Origin of the sequence: Gluconacetobacter sp., assembly GCF_047721585.1 — a bacterium.
Lineage (GTDB): Bacteria > Pseudomonadota > Alphaproteobacteria > Acetobacterales > Acetobacteraceae > Gluconacetobacter > Gluconacetobacter dulcium.
On sequence record NZ_JBDNXE010000052.1, the window covers coordinates 1 to 17,085 of the forward strand.

Here is a 17,085-nt window from a genome sequence, read left to right on the forward strand (position 1 = left end):
TGCGACACAATCGCTCATGGGCGCCAAAAACAGCTTGATCAAGACGGATACTCTGTCGTCACCGGAAGCGACGGGCAGCCTTACAGACCCGCATCTATCGCGGGCCGCCTTCCGTTCCAGAACCGCCCGCCCATCGCCCGTTCGAGTTGTGCCCCGATTTGCAGCAGCAAGCCGTCATTCCCCTGCCGCGTCTGGAAATGCATACCCAGCGGCAGTCCCGACTGCTGCCAGGCCAGCGGCAGCGAGAGTCCCGGCGTGCCGGTCAGGCTGCCCAGCGGGGTGTAGGAGAAAATCTCCCACAATTCGTAAAACCAGTTCAGCACGTCGGGATTATCGCTCAGCGTCAGATATTTCCGCTCACCGAGCCGGGGCGTCGGCTTCGAGAAGGTCGGGGTGAGAATCACATCCCATTCTTCGTAAAACTGCCCCAGCCGGCGCGAGACGGTATTGAAGACATCCTGCATCTTCCACCGTTCGGTGTAAGACATGCCAATCCCTTTTTCCCATATCCTGATATTGATGGGTTCGATCAGATCCTCAGGCGGCGCGGACAGTCCCCTCTTGTCCAGCATGCGCTGGATGAATTGCGCGAAATTGCCGATATAGCACGCGGTCTGCGCGCGAAATGCCTCCTCGAAATCAATGTCCGGGACCACCCACTCCACCACATGTCCCAGTTCCTGCAGAAACCGCGCAGTCTTTTCCAGTTCCGCGACGAAATGCGGATCGGCCGCATATCGCCCCCATTCATGGGACACGGCGATCCGCAGCAGCTTCGGGTCCCGGCCGATCAGCGTGGTGTATGATCCGTCACTTTTCCAGTACGGCATGAATTCTCCCGGCGCCCCACCCCGGCAGGAATCGACGAACAGCGCCGTATCGCGCACCGACCGGCTCACGCATCCCTGGGTGGACACATAGCCGGTGATGTCCGACAGACCGGGCGCGATCGAAAACACGCCGCGCGAACATTTCAGCCCGACCAGCCCGTTCGCCCCCGCAGGAATCCGGATCGATCCGCCGCCATCCGTCGCATGAGCCATCGGCACGATACCCGCGGCCACCGAAGCCGACGCGCCGGCGGAAGAACCGAACGTCGTATAATCCGGGTTCCACGGGCTGCGCGTCACATAGATATCGGGATTCTCCGCCGATCCGCAGACACCGAATTCGGGCACGGTCGACCGGCCGATGATGTTCAATCCCGCGTTACGCATCTTCGCCGTCAGAAAAGCATCCCGATCCGACCGGTTGCCACGGAGAAATTTCGACCCCTGTTCCTGCAGACGCCCCGCGACCGTCGCGCCCAGGTCCTTGATCAGAAACGGCACGCCACGGAATGGCCCGTCCAGCCGGGTTCCACCTGTTTCCGGCGCTGCAACGGCATCGTCGAACAGTTCGATGACCGAGCCGATCTGCGGATTCACCCGCGCGCTCGCCTCCACCGCCATCTGCGCCAGTGCGGAAGGCGTCACAGCGCCCTGAGCCACCAGTTCTGCCAGCCGGGTCGCGTCACAGGCGGACCACTCGTCCCGGCTCATTCCTGTTGTCGTCATTTTCCGTATCCGAAATTACGTGCGTTGTCCGCGGAATCTCCCCGATGCCCCCGCACCGGACCTAAAGCATTTCCACCGAAAACCGGTTCGATGGAAATGCTCTAGTTTATTGTTTTGCGAGCATCTTCACCTGTTTGAATGCACGCATTCAAACGGGATCTGCTCTCGCCGGCACGGGGCCGCCATTCAGAGCTTTCCGGTCAGAAACTGGGCCTCGCCATAGCCGAACGACCAGTCATCATCGGTATTGGTCACGAAATTGACCATGACGTCGCTGGGCGCCGTCCCGCAACGTTCCTGCAGCTTTTCGGTCAGCAACCTGTAGAAGGCCTGCTTTTCCTCACGCGTCCTCGGCCGCGTCGTCACGGAGACGATCATGACATCGCGCGTACGCGGAATATCGAGCCCCGTATCCTCGATGCGCGTCTGTTCGGCGGGATGCTGATACACCAGTTGATACCGGTCGCGCGCCGGAACCCTGAATGCTTCCAGCATCGCGTCATGCGCCGCATCGAGCAGTGTCGCGACCTGCTCCGCCGTTCGTCCTTCGATCAGGTCGAAACGCAATAAAGGCATCTTTTTCCTCCATATCGTCATGATGCTTGCGCGGGGACCAATCAGCCCCCGGCCGTCCGGGACTATTGCCCGTGACTATTTCCGGCCCGCCGCCCGCATCGCCGCCTCTCCAGCCTGAGAGCGGCGAATACCTTCCAGAACGCCGACGATCGCGACATTCCACAGCAGGCCGACCATGCCGACGTTGACCGCCGCGGGCTGCGGTCCAAACAGGGCCAGCCCCATCGACACGCAATCTCCCACCACCAGCCCGGCCCCGATCGGGAACGCACCCACGCCCTTCCGCAGGACGATTGCGATCATGCCCGGAATAATCTGTGAAATTCCCATATAGAACAGCGTGTTCAAAACCGTCATGACCGACGTCAGATGGTCCGCCGCCACAACCGAGAACAACAGGTAACCGCCGATCACGACCTGCGCCCCGCGCCGCTGCCCCCGATCGGACAGACCATGCAGCAGGTTGTGCGACACCAGCGGGCCGAGTGTCAGACAGTTTCCGGCAAGGATCACCAGTCCGGACAGCCCGCATGCCGCCGCCACCAGCCCGACGGCCCAGCCCGGCAAAAGGGTGGTCGCCGAGGTCATGAACACATCATTGGCCATCGCCCCCGCCCCGCCACCATACCGGGCGAACATCACCACGGCGTACAGAAACGGGAACATGAGCATGTAAAGCGGCATGACGATCTGGTTACGGCGAACGATCCGGTCCGAGCGCGCCGTAAACAGAAAGGCGATATTAGCCGGGGCGACGCAGAAACCCGCCGCCTGAAACAGGATCGTCGACATCACCAGCAGATTGCCCTCACCCGACCGATGGACCGGAGATTCCGGTACGGTCTGCGTCGCCGCTCCATCCACTCCCAGCGCCCGCAACGCCGCCATCCCGACAAGCAGCACGGCAACCACCACCAACGTGTCCTTGATGAAAGACACATAGGCAGGGGCACGAATGCCGGAGAGCAGGATCCAGACGAACGTCACCCCCGCCGCCCCCGCCATCGGCACAAATCCGCTCACGGGCCAGTGAAACGCCTTCAGCACACTCAGCAGGCCGACGAACTGCATTTCACCTAACGGCACCAGGCAGATGATCGCATTCAACGCGACCAACTTCTCCAGTCCGCGACTCTCGAAGTGAAAACGGAAGAGATCGACCCCCGTCATCGCGCCGACACGCCGCCCCGCCCGCCAGATCAGGGGATTGACGAAATAACCCAGCGGAAAGGCCAGCACGATATAACCGAGAAACCACAGGACGAACGGCGTGCCCTGCACATAGGTTGCCGCCGGAAAACCCAGGATACTGCCGATGCTGTACGTCTCGCCTACCGAGAGAAAGAACAGAAGAAAACCGCCGAACTGCCCTGACGCGACGAAATAATCCCGCGCCCCGCCTCCAGCATGCCCGCGCCTGGCATAGAGCACAATGACGAATGCCAGCATGATGACGGCGAAGAAGACGATATTGGCACTCATTCCCCCCTCTCCGGCGCCGCGATCCCGGCATCGTGCTCCTCTCCCGCCTCATCCGCACGATCGAACAGAAGCCATGTCGCCAACATGCAGGCGGAGGTGACGACAAACGACAGAAACATCCAGAAGACCGGAAATGCCGCGCCCAATACGGTCCGGTCGACCCGCGTCGTGAACGGGATCGCCAGATCGATCACGCAGAACGGAATCCCAAGCCCGACAACCAGCCGCACCACCTGCCGGCCACGCGCTCCGCCGCCTTTGGCCGACGAACGATGCTGCTCATCCATGGCTCCAGCCTCCCCATGCACCCGCAACGTTCAGTAGGTGTAGCTCAGGCGCGCACCATAGAAACGCGGCGGTCCAACGATGCCGAAATTGGCCGTCGTGAAATAATTCCGCGTCAGGTCATAGGTCCGGTTCAGCGCGTTCTGGATATAGCCCGATACACTCCAGCGCCCATGCTCCGGCCGGACGGTCAACGTCGTGTTCAGCAGGAAATACGGTTTGATATTGAACAGATTTCCCAGAAGCACCGCTCTCTGAAGGCTCCGGTAGGAATAGTCGGCCTCGGGCGTCAGAACATAGCCGTGCAACCGGCCGGGCAGATGAATGTCATAGCTGATCGACCCGTTCAGCGACAGGCGCGGAAAGCCCATGTCATGATTCTTCATGTCGGCATAGATCGTCGTCCATGGCATGCCGGCCTGATGCGCCGCCTGCGTCGCCGTCAGGTCGGCAATCTGGAACCTGTTATACTGCCCCTGCTCGTAGCCGAAGGTCTGTGACAGGACCAGGCCCTTGACGGGCTCGGCCTGCATCTCGCCCTCCACCCCCCATACGGTCGATCGCGGCGCATTCACGATCTTCGCAACCGGACCCAGCACAGAATCGACGATGGCGCTCTGCACCTGCTGGTCGTGATAATCATATTTGAACAGCGTGCCGTTCAACCGCAGCCGGTGCTGGAAGAACTCGGTCTTCATACCTACTTCGTAGGCCATCAGCCATTCGGGCTTGAACCCGTCGATCTGCGACGGCGTCGTCAGGTTGACTGCCGAGAACCCACCCTCCTTCGCCCCCCGCCGGACATTGAAATAGGCCATGACATCGCGCGTCACGTCATATTCGACCCCCGCCTTGCCCGTCACCTGATCCATGCCGACGAAACGGTCATAGCGGTTGGCGCGCGGCAGCGTGCTGCGCTGGGTGTAATAATCGTTCAGATACTTCCACGCATTCTCATGCCGCAGGCCAAAAATGATCCGAAGGTTATGAACCGGCCGATAGACCATCTGCGCGAATTCCGAGAGCGACTGGCTCCCCTGTCCATAGCGCGTCGTATTGATGAAATGATGTGTCGACATATAGTCGGTAACCATCTTGTCCTGAAGGGAAGACTCATAAAAATACATCCCCGTCGACCATGTAATCGGCCCCTGCCGACGCGATGCCAGACGCAGCTCCTGCGAAAAGACGCTGACATTGCTGTCAAAGAAATTGTCCGCCTCGAAGGATGACGATGCATCCCAGTCATTCATCTCGCGCCGCGCCATCGCCTCGAAGGCACTGATCGCACTCAGACGCGCCCAGGAGAAATCCTTGGTCAGCGACAGGTCGATACCCCAGCTCTGGTTGTTGCGGAACGGCTTCTGGTCGGGCGATACGCCGATCATGTTGGCGAATTCCGGCGAAATTCCCCACCCCGTCGCGTAATGGTCGCGGTCTGCCGGAATGGTCGGCCCCTTGCCCAACGCCGTCGCCAGCGGCTTGATCAGATATCCAGGCGTCGCATCCGACCGATCGATCGCCCAGTGGCCGTTGAGCGAAACCCTGGTCGTCTCGTCCACTTCCCAGTTCAGCTTGCCTCTCACAGCACCCCGGTTGGCATTGCCGATATGCTCGCCCGTGTCGCGGTTGTGCAGATAGCCGCCGCCATGGTTGGTCTCGGCCGAGAGCCGGAACGTCACCTTGCGCGAAATAGGTCCGGAAACATACAGGTCGGTCTTGCTACGCGCATAATTCGCAATGTCCTCCATCACTCCGGCCGTCCAGCGATGGGTCGGCTCGGCGGTAATGATATCGATATCGCCACCGCTGGTATTGCGCCCCGACGCAACGCCGGTCGGCCCCCGTTCGATCTCGACCCCTGCCAGGTCGAACATCACACCCTGCGTCATGATACCGAACGGATACGCCACGCCGTCCACATAGGTCATGACATCGGGCATGTTGTTCGAGCCATAATCGAAGAATCCGATTCCACGCAGATGAAACTGCGGCTGCCCGCCACCCATCGCCGGCTCGATCTGCAGGTTCGGCACCAGCCGTTGCAGGTCGTTGATGGTGGTCACGCCGGCGCGCGCCAACACCTCCTTGCTCAGATACGAAACCGCCACGCCGGAATGCTGCAACCGTGCTCCATTATTCTGCGCACCATGCACCAGGATCTGTTCCGGCGCCGAGGTCGCGGGAGCACCGGCCGATGCAACTGCATCGTCCGCCCGCGTCGGGCGCGCATTCCCTGCAGCCCTGCTCGCCGGCATCGCCGCATCCTTGCCTGGATGCACATCGGTCTTGTGTACCGATACGGCCTGTGCATCGGCGGCACGCGGCAGTGCCAGGGCCGAGACGAAGATGCTGGAAAGCAGAAGCATCGACCTGCGGCATGTGCGCTTCACCATCGCTCGTCTCACCCTCTCTGATCGCGTTCTGAACCGTTCGGATCGGGCTCCCGGCACATCGCCGCCCCTTCCCGTCTCTCGCATTGGCAATGCCCCGCCCTGCCGGGCGCTGACACAAGAAAAGCGGGCGTCGGAACAATATGATCGTGCATGCACGTCAATCGTCCGCCCGCGTCGATTTCTACCGGGGCATCGGCGCTGTCCGTGCCCTGCGATAACGTTACGAACCCGATTGTATCATGGATACCTACTTTTTGTGGGCAGCGTGCCACGCTATTCGTTGCACAACCAATCTGCTCAGGCGGCCGACCTGGCCGCGGAAACGATAGGGCAATACAAAAAATTCTCTTTGAAAATAAATCTCTATCCGGCCCAGTCTCCTGCCGCATCCATACTGGCCATGACATCGGCGATCCGGGAACTCACAACCCGCGCCGCGGCCGAGAGCGGCTTGTGCGACGCTCTCAGCAGGTCCAGCGACGTGGGCACCTGCAGATCGGGGCCGAGCGCCACCGCACATAGCTGGCCGCGCTCGATATAGGTCCGGCAGGAAAAGGCTGGCAGAAACAGAATGGCCCGTCCCCGCATCGCCAGTTCGATCTGCAATTCAAACGACCCTGTGACAAACACCGGATCAAGGGACATGGCGCTCGATTTCACCGCCCGGTCGAACGCACGCCGCACGAAATAGGCACTGTCAGGCATCGACAGCGGATGATCCTGCAAGTCGCGCAGCGAAATCGTATCGTTTCCGGCCAACGGATGCGCCGGCGCCATGATGGCCGAATGAACCACCGGCATGCGTGCGCACAGCGTCAGTTCCGACAGGTCCGGCGCGAAGATCGTCAGCCCCAGATCGGCCCTCCCCGCCACCAGCGCCTCTCCCACCAGCGGTGCCGTCGCGACTTCGACCATAAAGCGCAAACCCGGATATTCGTCGTTCAACGCGGTCAGGGCAGGTACCAGCACACTGGTCAAAGTACTCGACGAAACACGTATATTCACGATTCCGCTACGCAATCCCTTCAGATCGTCCACCCGCTGGCGGGTCACATCCAGTTCGCGCGAAACCCGCTCGGCCGTCTCCATCACGACCTCGCCCGCCGCCGTCAGCCGGATTCCACGCTGATCACGCTCGAACAGCTTCATACGAAAGAAATATTCCAGATGCTCGATCTGCCGCGTCAACGCGGTCGCCGTCACGCCGATCTTCTGGGCCGCCCCGCGCAGCGACCCGGTTTCCGCAATGACGCGCAGATAATCGAACGCTCTTACATGCATGCCAACACTCCGCGTCAGTGGATCGAAAACCGTGGCGCAGTGTCATCATAATCATTATGGCTTCGCAATGTCATGTTCAGGCAAAACGGTCTTCCCGTCATCAGGAGACCTCCGATGCCCATTGTCCTGCACGAAAGCCCGGCCCCCCTGACCGCCCTGCCCTTCGATCTCGAAGCCGCGGTGCAGGGCATTTCGGAATGGGCCGCCTGCGAAAGCCCGACATGGGATGCCGGCGCCGTCGACCGGATGCTCGATCTGGCATCACGCGACCTCGCCATCGCAGGCGCAAGGATCGAACGCCTGCCCGGCCGCATGGGGCTCGGGAGTTGCGTCCGCGCCCGTTTCGGCACTGTTGAGGACACACCCGGCATCCTCGTTCTCGCACATCTCGACACCGTTCACCCACTGGGCACGCGCGACCGCCTGCCGATCCGCGTTGAAGGCGACAAACTGTTCGGTCCGGGCGTCTGCGACATGAAGGGCGGCACCTGGCTCGCGGTCGAGGCCCTGCGCGTGATCCATGCCGCCGGACTGCGGACAGCACTGCCCGTCACCGTTCTCCTGACGCCGGACGAGGAGATCGGCACCCCCAGCACCCGAGACATCATCGAGGCCGAAGCCAGACGCCACCGAATCATCCTCGTGCCCGAGCCCGGCACACCGGGCGACACCCCTTTCGGCAACCTCGCCAGCGGACGCTATCCTGTCTCGCGCTTCACCATCCGCACGACCGGCCGCCCCAGCCACGCCGGCGCCCATCTGTCCGCAGGGCGCAGCGCAATCCGCGAGATGTGCCATCAGGTCCTGCGGATCGAAGACCTGTCTTCGGAAAGCTGCACCTATTCCGTCGGCGTCATCCAGGGCGGCGAGTGGGCAAACTGCGTCGCCACCACCTGCGACGCCCGGATATTGATGAGCGGCGCCCGGACAGAAGAAGAGCGTCAGGCCGGCATCGCGCGCCTTCTGGCGCTCCAGCCGTCCTCGCCGGACGTGGCGCTCTCCATCACACCCACCGTCATGCGCCCCCTCTGGACGCCGGGAAAAGGCTGCCGCCAACTGGTCGCTCACGCCCAGGCAATCTGCGACACGCTCGGCCTCGCAACCGCCGCCGAGAGCGGTTTCGGCGGATCGGACGGCAATTTCACGGGCGCGACGGGCATTCCCACGCTCGACGGGCTGGGTGTCCTCGGCGGCGGCATCCACACGCTCGACGAGCATCTCCTGGTCGGCAGCCTGCTGCCGCGCGCCAGACTTCTCGCCGGCCTGCTCCTGCAACTCGCCGTGCAACCGGACGCCGCGCAATCCTGACCGCCAGACCGACCGACGGAAGAACCTCACGATGAACGACCGCGCAAACACATTCGACTGCCAGCAGACACTCGCCAACGGCACCTACTGGATGCCCTTCACCGCGAACAGGCGGGTCCGCGCGAACCCCGCCGGACGCATCATCGCGTCCGCCGCCGGGCCATATTACCATACCCAGGATGGTCATGCCCTGTTCGACACGCTGTCGGGCCTGTGGTGCACGCCGCTGGGCCACGCCCACCCCGGAATCGTCGAAGCCCTGAAGCGGCAGGCCGAAACGCTCGATTACTGCACGGCTTTCCAGATGACCAACCCGGTCACGGTGCGGCTCGCCGAACGCATTGCCAACCTCGCCCCCGATGGGCTCAATCACGTCTTCTTCGCCAATTCAGGCTCGGAATCGGTCGATACCGCGCTCAAGATCGCACTGGGCTACCACCGCCTGCGCGACGCAGGCGGCCGTTTCCGCATGATCGGGCGCGAACGCGGCTATCATGGCGTGGGATTCGGCGGCATGTCGGTCGGCGGCATCGTACCCAACCGCAGGATGTTCGCCACCGCGATGCTCAACGGCGTCGACCATCTGCGCCACACCCACGATCCGGCGCACATGGCCTTCTCGAAGGGCCAGCCGACATGGGGCATGGAACGCGCCGAGGACCTCGAACGCCTGGTCGCCCTGCACGACGCCTCGACCATCGCCGCCGTAATCGTCGAACCCGTCCAGGGCTCGACCGGGGTGCTGGTTCCTCCGGTGGGCTATCTGGAGCGCCTGCGGCAGATCTGTACCCGTCACGGCATCCTGCTGATCTTCGATGAAGTCATCACCGGCTTCGGGCGATTGGGCGAGAATTTCGCCGCCCAGCGCTTCAACGTCAAACCGGACATGATCACCTTCGCCAAGGCGGTGACCAACGGCGTGGTCCCGATGGGCGGCGTCATCGTCACCGACGCGATCTACGAAACCTTCATGACCGGCCCGGAAAACGCCATCGAGTTCGCTCACGGCTATACCTATTCCGGCCATCCGCTGGCGGCGGCGGTCGGCCACGCGGTGCTGGACGCGATGGAGCAGGATTCCCTCATCGCCAGGGTCCGCAGCCTGGAGCCGGTGCTGGAAGACGCCATCCACACGCTCGACGGTCGGCCGGGCGTCGCCGACGTGCGCAATATCGGCCTGACGGCGGCGATCGACCTCGTACCGGCACCCGACGCACCCGGCGCCCGCGGCACGGCCCTGTTCGAACAGGGCCTGAAACACGGACTTCTGCTGCGCTGCACCGGCGACACGGTATCGTTCGGGCCGCCCTTCATCTCCACGCCGCAGCAACTGCGCGACATGGTGGGCACCGTCAGGCAGATTATCGACACCCTCGCCTGACCCGCGCGGCGAGGTCACGCCAAAGCCCCCGCTCAGCAGGGCGGGGGAAACCCGCGCGGTCAGGCGCCCCCTTCGGCGTACGGGTTGCGCGTCCCGCGCAGCAACAGCCGGATCGGCGTGCCGGGCAGGTCGAATGCCTCACGCAGGCCGTTCACCAGATAGCGCTGGTAATCCTCGGGCAGCAGTTCGGCACGGGTGCCGAACAGGATGAAGGTCGGCGGCCGGGCCTTCGCCTGCGTCATGTAGCGCAGCTTCAGCCGGCGCCCGCTCACCAGCGGCGGGCTGTGCCGCTCCAGCATCATCTCGAACCAGCGGTTCAGCGCGCCGGTGGGAATGCGCTTGTTCCACACCTCATGCGCCCGCCGCACCACCGGCAGCAACTTGTGCACATTGGCCCCCGTCAGCGCCGAGAACGACACCACCGGAATCCCGCGCATCTGCGCCAGCGAGGTCTCGATCCGGTCCGAAATCGCCTGCCGGGTGGCAATCCGGTCTTCCACCGCATCCCACTTGTTCAGCGCCAGCACGCAGCAGCGCCCTTCGCGCTCGATCAGGCGCGCGATCTGAAGGTCCTGCTCATGCACCCCCAGCGTGGCATCCAGCGCCAGCACCACCACTTCGGCCATCTTCAACGCCTCGATGGTGGCGGAGGTGGACATCTTCTCCAGCCCGTCCTCCACCCGCGCCCGGCGCCGCAGCCCGGCGGTATCGACAAGCTGGATCGGCCCCTGCTCGTCATGCAGCAGCACGGTGACGGAATCGCGGGTCAGGCCGGGCTCCGGCCCGGTGATCATCCGTTCCTCGCCCAGCAGGCGGTTCAGCAGGGTCGATTTGCCGGCATTGGGCCGGCCGACGATCGCCAGCCGCAGCGGGCCGGGCGGCCGCTCGTCCAGTTCCTCGCCGTCCTCGCCATAGGCCACGGGCTCCACCGGCTCCGGCGGCACCTCGGGCGGCATGCGGTCCGCGATCTCGCCCATCAGTTCCGACAGGCCCTCGCCATGCTCGGCGGAAATCGCCAGCGGCGTTCCCAGCCCCAGCGCGAACGCCTCCATCGCGGCGGCCGCACCCTGGCGCCCCTCGGCCTTGTTCGCCACCAGCAGCACCGGCCGCCCCTGGCGGCGGATCCAGGCGGCGAAATGCTCGTCCGCCGGCGTAATGCCCGCCCGCGCATCGATGCAGAACAGCACCAGATCCGCCTGCGCCACCGCCGATTCCGACGAAGCGCGCATCCGCCCGTACAGCGTATCGGGCGCGGCCTCCTCCAGCCCGGCGGTATCGATCAGCCGCACCCGCCGTCCGCGCACGGTGGCCTCGGCTTCCTTGCGGTCGCGGGTCACGCCCGGCGTGTCGGCAACAAGCGCCTGCCGCCGCCCCACGAGGCGGTTGAACAGGGTGGACTTGCCGACATTCGGACGCCCGGCGATCGCGACGATCGGCAGGTCATCCCCGGTCGGAACGGAAGGAAGCTTGGCCAAGATATGAAACTGTCCCTGGAGCAACGATGCGTTCGCCCATGCTGGCGCATCCCGCTCTCTCTTTACATCGTTTCAGAGCCCGATTCACGCCTCGGATCGCAGCGACCCAAGGCGATCAGACTCCGTTGCAGCGTCGGCCACAGCGTCAGCTATAGGCGTTCAGCTTGCCGTCATCGGTCACGATCAGCAGCCGGCCATCCACCACGATCGGTGCCACCGTGGCAACCCCCGGCAGCTTGCCGATCGTCAGCAGCGCCCCGGTCGCGGGGTCGACCGTCGCATAACCGGTCTCGGGTATGGTGCTGATGCACACCAGCTTGCCCCCGGCCATGATCGGCCCGGTCCAGGTCACGCCATCCTTCTGCGCCTCGACCCGACGATAGCGCCGCAACTGGGTGATCCAGCGCACATGGCCGTTCACCCGATCGAGGCAGGCAAGCTGCTGGTCCAGGGAAATGACATAGACCCAGTTATCGATCACCAGCATCGTGTCCTGCCCGGCCACGGTGCGTTCCCACAGCCGGCGGCCCGACCGCAGATCGACCGCCACCATCACCGACCCGGCGCTGATGGCATAGACCGTGTTGTCCACAATCACCGGCATCCCGCGCACGCAGGAGAAATCGACCGTCGATTCCTGGCCGTTGGTGCTGCCCAGCGTGTCGCTCCACACCACCTCGCCACTGGCCACCCGCAGCGCGACCAGATCGCCCGAGCCGAACCCGGCCACCACCACATCCCCCACCACGGCGGGCGCGGGCTGGCCGAAGATCACGGTCACGGCCTCGGTGGCGGTATAGGTCCACAGCACCTTCCCCGTCGCCGCGTCCAGCGCCATCAGGCGCTCGTCGATCGTGCCGAAGAACAGCCGGCCATCCACCACCGTCGGCGCCGAGCGACCCGGCGTATCGATATCGACCCGCCATTTCACCGTGCCGGTCGCGGCCTCGACCGCCAGCACCTGCCCCACGCCATCGACGATATAGAGCGTGTCGCCGGCAATGCTGATCCCGCCGCCGAGATTGCTGGAGCGCATCTTCTTCGGCTTGGGCTTGAACTGCCAGATCTGGCGCATGCGCGGCCATTCGAAGGCCCGGATCACCCCCTGCGCGTCAGCGACAAAGATCCGCCCGTTCGAGACGACCGGCGTCGCCGGCAACACGCCGCGCCCGCTATCGCCCAGCGCCGCGTACGAAAGCAGTTCGGGTTCCGACACCCCGGCCCCGATGCCGTGCGACCACTCGCGCCGCATCTGGCCGCTCCAGGCCATGTTCACCCCGTCATGCGAGGGCACGCGCCCCGGCTGCAACCATTCGCTGATCGTGGTCTGGGCAGGCAGCGCGATCGGCGTCTTGTCTTCAGGATCGACCATCAGGCCGGCACCCGTCGTCAGAACATCGACGCGCTTGCCCGCCATCAGTGGCTTGTCGTCATCATCGAACAGGCTGCATCCGGCCAGGACCGGCACCATCGCGCCACCAAGAAGCGCATGCCGGCGGGTCAGAACTTTGTTCATGTAAATCCTGCGCTACGAAAGGAAAACGGGGCCATTTCGGTCTCGGTACGCCCGACGGCATGAAAACACTGTCCGCGCGACACCGCCAGTAGAGAGACCGCCAGCAGAGAGAGCGACCGAAGAAGACGCATCCCCGCGCCCCACCCCGGCCGGATACGGTCTAGGAGGGCGCGGCATTCAGCGTCTGGAGCATGCCGCCGGCCCGGCTGCGCAGGCCCTCCGGCACGTCGATCTGCGTCGTGATCTGGCTCAGCTTCCGCCGCGCATCGGCCAGACGCCCCTGCCGCAGGTCCAGCATCGCCTCGCTTTCCTGCGCCAGTCCGCGCCAGGGCTTGCCCGCGCCGTCCAGCGTGGCGAGGCGCGAGCGCAGCACCGCCGGGTCCCCGTCGTCGATCTGGTGCTGCACCCACAGCAGGCTCGCCAGCCCGCGCAGCAACGGGTCGGCCGCCTGATCGTCGGACACCTGCGTCCACAGCGCCAGCGCGCCCCTGGTATCGCCGCTGGAGGCCAGCAGCGCCGCGCGTTCCAGCCGCGACAGCGTGCGCAATCCGGAAGGCACGTTATCCAGCGTCGCCAGACGCGCCATCGCATCCTTCTGCTGAGGCGTCAGCGCACTGGTCTCACCGGGGGCGATATGGCTGGTATCGGCCAGATGCAGCGCCGCGAAATAGGTCGCACCCCATGCCTGGGCATCCTGCCGGCCACGCCAGGCATGGTACTGCCAGCCCCCCACACCGGCGGCAGCCACCACCGCCACGGCCACTGCCGCGCCGACATAGCGCCGGGCCATCAGCCGCAGACGCTCCATGCGCATGTCGTCGTCGACTTCCCTGAAGATGTCGTCAGCCACGTCTCAACCGCTCTCCGCATCCAGCCCAAACGGACCATGGCCCGTCATTCCAAGCGCGGACCATAGCGGTCCCGGCGCACGCGGGCAACAAACCCGCGTGCGACGGGCCGCGCCGGTTCAGGCGCGCGGCCGGCGCGCCCGTTCAGGGGTGCGAAAAGCGCGCGGCCCCGGCCTTCAGGTCCGCCGTCAGCTTCGCGAAATGCCCGGCGATCCGCTGCTGCACGGCCACGCTGGTCTGATGGACCTGGCCGATCCGCGCCTTGGCCTCGGCGCTGATCGCGCTCTCGTCGCGCGCGGCGGCGGAACTGACGCAGGCGTTATAGGTCCGCGCGGCCTTTTCATACGCCGTCACGGCATCCACGCTGGCATTGTATTTCGCCACGGAACTGGAATCGACGGCAGGCGCCACCGGCTCCTTCCCGCAGGCCGGCGCGGACCACGCGGCATCCGCCGCACGCGCCACGGAAGGGCCGCCCGCCACGGCCACGGTCAGACACAGGGCAGCGGCACAACCCGACAACCGGGCCGATATCATAGCACGCAAGACACATCCTTCTCGACTACGGTCCCGCCGTCACGATGACGGAAATCGCGGACGGTGCCGCCTATGACGACAAGATGTCAAAATCAGGGCGCAAAGCACGCCAGCCGGCCTACAGGCGCGCCCAGGATCGTATCCTCGCGCATCACCGCCTGCCCGCGCACGATCGTCGCCATCGGCCAGCCCGTCACCGCCATGCCGTCGAACGGCGTCCAGCCGGCCGGGGTGGCGATCCAGTCATTGGTGATCCGCCGCTTCGCCGCCATATCGACCAGCGTGAAATCGGCATCATACCCCATGGCGATCCGCCCCTTGGCCTGCAGGCCGTAAACCCGCGCCGGCCCGGCCGCCATCAGGTCCACCATCCGGCCCAGCGACAGCCGGCCGGCATTCACATGGTCCAGCATCACCGGCACCAGGGTCTGCACGCCCGTCAGCCCGGCCGGGGTGGCGGGCCAGGGCTTCGCCTTCGTCTCCAGGGAATGCGGCGCGTGGTCCGAGCCGATCGTGTCCACCATGCCGCTCCGCACCGCTTCCCACGAGGCTTCGTAATGCCGCCGGTCGCGGATCGGCGGATTCATCACCGCCAGCGCCCCCAGCGTCTCGTAACAGTCCGGCGCCACCTGGGTCAGATGGTTCACCAGCACCTCGACGGTGGCGATATCCCGATACCCCGCCAGCCAGTCCAGTTCCTCCGCGGTCGAAGTGTGCAGGATATGCACCGGCCGCCGCGCGCGCCGCGCCAGCCCCACGATCCGCCGCGTACCCAGAAAGGCGCATTCCTCGTCGCGCCAGAACGGATGGCTCTCGTACGACATCTCCTCGGTCAGCAGCTTTCTGCGCGCCTGAAGGCGATATTCATCCTCGGAATGAAAGGCCACGCGCCGATGCCCGTGCTCCAGCACCTGGCGGATGCCCTCGTCATCCTCGATCATCAGGTCGCCGGTCGAAGACCCGGCAAAGACCTTGACCGCGCACACACCGTCAAACTGTTCATACTCGCCCAGACGCGGCGTGTTCCCGCGCGTGGCGCCGACATACATCGCAAAATCGACCCAGCTTTCGCGCGAGGCATATTCCTGCTTCCAGCGCAGCATGTCCCCGTCGGTGATCGAGGGCGCGGTATTGGGCATGTCGAACACGGTGGTCACGCCCCCCAGCGCCGCCGCCCGCGTGCCGGTCGGAATGCTCTCCACCGCCGCATTGCCCGGATCGCGCAGATGCACATGCGGGTCGATCAGCCCCGGCAGCACATGCAGCCCCGCGGCGTCGATCACCTCGTCCGCCTCGTCCGCCATGCTGACCGACAGGCTGGCGATCCGCCCCGCACGCACGCCGATATCGGTCCGCGCCTCGCCCCAGGGCAGCACGCAAATCCCATTGCGGATGATCAGATCGTAATGCATCGGTCCCTCGCAGCCAGTCGCCTCCCCGCGAGGTACTCCCATCATCCTGCCCCGGCAAGACCGCACGACGATCCCCCGCCCCGCACCAGCCACGGGATCTCCCCGAAATCGCGTCGCCGGGGAATTTAATGCCCAGCCCCCGCGTTCTCGCCAGGGGCAATGCAGGCAGGGAGGGTCCCATGAATGCACTCTACGGCCAGGGCTGGCTCCAACTCGGCGAACTGGCCCTCGCCTTCGTCCTGTCGGCCCTGATCGGCATCGAGCGCGAAATCCGGCAGAAAAGTGCCGGCGTGCGCACCTACACGCTGGTCGGCGTCGCCGCCGCGCTGTTCATGCTGGTGTCCAAATACGGCTTCGACGACGTGCTGCGCCCGCAGGCCGTCGTCGTCGACCCGTCGCGCATCGCGGCCCAGATCGTCTCCGGCATCGGCTTCATCGGCGGCGGCGTCATCTTCATGCGCCGCGATGTCGTGCGCGGCCTCACCACGGCGGCGTCGGTGTGGCTCACCGCCGCGCTGGGCATGGCCTGCGGCGCGGGCATGCCGCTCCTCGCCATCGCCACCACCATCGGCCATTTCGTCATCATGTTCGGCTTCCCGAAGATCATCAGCCGCCTCCGGATCAACCGAAAGAACGACACGATCCTGCGCCTGGTCTACGAAGATGGACGCGGCCTCCTGCGTACGATTTTGCTCCGTTGCACCCAATGCCGCTTCACGATCGAACAGGTCCGGGTAAGCAGTCACCTTTCTAACGACGAAGAGCCACTCACGCGCGACGGCAGCCCCGTGACACCCATTTTCCACTCCCCAACCGTAACCCTCTTCATGCGCGTGAGGGGCAAGCGCCCGATAACGCATCTCGTCGAGAGGTTAAGCGAAATCGACGGCGTACGAATGGTCGAAACCAGCGAGGATGAGGGTCCCGAATAAAACACCGCCACGACGTATCAGACGCCTCCTCGATACTGGCTGCTCCGCAGACGGATCAGCAATATGAAGTCCATGGGCGAATGTGCTACGGGAACTGCCC

At 64.6% G+C, this 17,085-nt stretch carries 14 protein-coding genes; 3 read left to right on the plus strand and 11 right to left on the minus strand.

From position 1 onward, the window contains the following. Window positions 1-80 precede the first annotated feature (80 nt). The 6 genes from ABF821_RS11105 to ABF821_RS11130 form a co-directional block, all read right to left on the minus strand. Window positions 81-1,541: an amidase gene (locus ABF821_RS11105; RefSeq protein ID WP_415530030.1), complete on the minus strand. Its 1,461-nt coding sequence runs from the start codon at window positions 1,539-1,541 to the stop codon at window positions 81-83. 201 nt (window positions 1,542-1,742) lie between these two features. Continuing rightward, window positions 1,743-2,132, minus strand: coding sequence for a tautomerase family protein (locus tag ABF821_RS11110; RefSeq protein ID WP_114728501.1), 390 nt, complete (start codon window positions 2,130-2,132; stop codon window positions 1,743-1,745). Between the two features lie 75 nt (window positions 2,133-2,207). Then, window positions 2,208-3,614 (minus strand): sodium:solute symporter family protein, encoded by a 1,407-nt coding sequence (locus tag ABF821_RS11115; RefSeq protein ID WP_415530031.1) that lies wholly within the window; start codon window positions 3,612-3,614, stop codon window positions 2,208-2,210. Next, window positions 3,611-3,901, minus strand: a complete 291-nt coding sequence (locus ABF821_RS11120; RefSeq protein ID WP_415530032.1) for a DUF3311 domain-containing protein — start codon at window positions 3,899-3,901, stop codon at window positions 3,611-3,613. The genes ABF821_RS11115 and ABF821_RS11120 overlap by 4 nt, the downstream gene beginning before the upstream one ends. A gap of 30 nt (window positions 3,902-3,931) precedes the next feature. Continuing rightward, window positions 3,932-6,295: a TonB-dependent receptor gene (locus tag ABF821_RS11125; RefSeq protein ID WP_183007714.1), complete on the minus strand. Its 2,364-nt coding sequence runs from the start codon at window positions 6,293-6,295 to the stop codon at window positions 3,932-3,934. Window positions 6,296-6,658: 363 nt separating this feature from the next. Next, window positions 6,659-7,576, minus strand: coding sequence for a LysR family transcriptional regulator (locus tag ABF821_RS11130; RefSeq protein ID WP_415530033.1), 918 nt, complete (start codon window positions 7,574-7,576; stop codon window positions 6,659-6,661). Between the two features lie 114 nt (window positions 7,577-7,690). On the opposite strand from ABF821_RS11130, the gene ABF821_RS11135 reads away from it, so the two are divergent. Together ABF821_RS11135 and ABF821_RS11140 are read left to right on the plus strand one after the other, a co-directional pair. Further along, complete coding sequence (locus ABF821_RS11135; protein ID WP_415530034.1) at window positions 7,691-8,884, plus strand: M20/M25/M40 family metallo-hydrolase; 1,194 nt, start codon at window positions 7,691-7,693, stop codon at window positions 8,882-8,884. Window positions 8,885-8,915: 31 nt separating this feature from the next. Further along, the gene (locus ABF821_RS11140) at window positions 8,916-10,265 is read left to right on the plus strand and encodes an aspartate aminotransferase family protein (RefSeq protein ID WP_415530035.1); all 1,350 of its coding nucleotides are present in this window, start codon (window positions 8,916-8,918) and stop codon (window positions 10,263-10,265) included. 59 nt (window positions 10,266-10,324) lie between these two features. On the opposite strand, the gene der is transcribed toward ABF821_RS11140, so the two are convergent. The 5 genes from der to ABF821_RS11165 all read right to left on the minus strand — a co-directional run bounded on the left by der (window position 10,325) and on the right by ABF821_RS11165 (window position 16,053). Continuing rightward, window positions 10,325-11,740: a ribosome biogenesis GTPase Der gene (der, locus tag ABF821_RS11145; RefSeq protein ID WP_415530036.1), complete on the minus strand. Its 1,416-nt coding sequence runs from the start codon at window positions 11,738-11,740 to the stop codon at window positions 10,325-10,327. A 145-nt stretch (window positions 11,741-11,885) separates the two neighbouring features. After that, entirely contained in the window at window positions 11,886-13,256 is a 1,371-nt protein-coding gene (locus ABF821_RS11150; RefSeq protein ID WP_415530037.1) for a PQQ-binding-like beta-propeller repeat protein, read from the minus strand. A 160-nt stretch (window positions 13,257-13,416) separates the two neighbouring features. Further along, window positions 13,417-14,106: a hypothetical protein gene (locus ABF821_RS11155; protein ID WP_415530038.1), complete on the minus strand. Its 690-nt coding sequence runs from the start codon at window positions 14,104-14,106 to the stop codon at window positions 13,417-13,419. A 142-nt stretch (window positions 14,107-14,248) separates the two neighbouring features. After that, a complete protein-coding gene (locus ABF821_RS11160; protein WP_182974733.1) occupies window positions 14,249-14,641 on the minus strand; it encodes a hypothetical protein in 393 nt (130 codons plus the stop codon). Window positions 14,642-14,733: 92 nt separating this feature from the next. Beyond that, a complete protein-coding gene (locus ABF821_RS11165) occupies window positions 14,734-16,053 on the minus strand; it encodes a dihydroorotase (RefSeq protein ID WP_415530039.1) in 1,320 nt (439 codons plus the stop codon). Between the two features lie 179 nt (window positions 16,054-16,232). Between ABF821_RS11165 and ABF821_RS11170 the strand changes: the two genes are divergently transcribed. After that, window positions 16,233-16,985 (plus strand): MgtC/SapB family protein, encoded by a 753-nt coding sequence (locus tag ABF821_RS11170; RefSeq protein WP_415530040.1) that lies wholly within the window; start codon window positions 16,233-16,235, stop codon window positions 16,983-16,985. Window positions 16,986-17,085 lie beyond the last annotated feature (100 nt).

Excerpts from the sequence above, each read along its gene's own strand:
- ABF821_RS11115 (WP_415530031.1), bottom strand. The coding sequence starts at position 3,614 with ATGAGTGCCAATATCGTCTTCTTCGCCGTCATCATGCTGGCATTCGTC.
- ABF821_RS11170 (WP_415530040.1), top strand. The coding sequence starts at position 16,233 with ATGAATGCACTCTACGGCCAGGGCTGGCTCCAACTCGGCGAACTGGCC.
- ABF821_RS11135 (WP_415530034.1), top strand. The coding sequence starts at position 7,691 with ATGCCCATTGTCCTGCACGAAAGCCCGGCCCCCCTGACCGCCCTGCCC.
- ABF821_RS11165 (WP_415530039.1), bottom strand. The coding sequence starts at position 16,053 with ATGCATTACGATCTGATCATCCGCAATGGGATTTGCGTGCTGCCCTGG.
- ABF821_RS11105 (WP_415530030.1), bottom strand. The coding sequence starts at position 1,541 with ATGAGCCGGGACGAGTGGTCCGCCTGTGACGCGACCCGGCTGGCAGAA.
- ABF821_RS11125 (WP_183007714.1), bottom strand. The coding sequence starts at position 6,295 with ATGGTGAAGCGCACATGCCGCAGGTCGATGCTTCTGCTTTCCAGCATC.
- ABF821_RS11160 (WP_182974733.1), bottom strand. The coding sequence starts at position 14,641 with ATGATATCGGCCCGGTTGTCGGGTTGTGCCGCTGCCCTGTGTCTGACC.
- ABF821_RS11120 (WP_415530032.1), bottom strand. The coding sequence starts at position 3,901 with ATGGATGAGCAGCATCGTTCGTCGGCCAAAGGCGGCGGAGCGCGTGGC.
- ABF821_RS11150 (WP_415530037.1), bottom strand. The coding sequence starts at position 13,256 with ATGAACAAAGTTCTGACCCGCCGGCATGCGCTTCTTGGTGGCGCGATG.
- ABF821_RS11110 (WP_114728501.1), bottom strand. The coding sequence starts at position 2,132 with ATGCCTTTATTGCGTTTCGACCTGATCGAAGGACGAACGGCGGAGCAG.
- ABF821_RS11130 (WP_415530033.1), bottom strand. The coding sequence starts at position 7,576 with ATGCATGTAAGAGCGTTCGATTATCTGCGCGTCATTGCGGAAACCGGG.
- ABF821_RS11140 (WP_415530035.1), top strand. The coding sequence starts at position 8,916 with ATGAACGACCGCGCAAACACATTCGACTGCCAGCAGACACTCGCCAAC.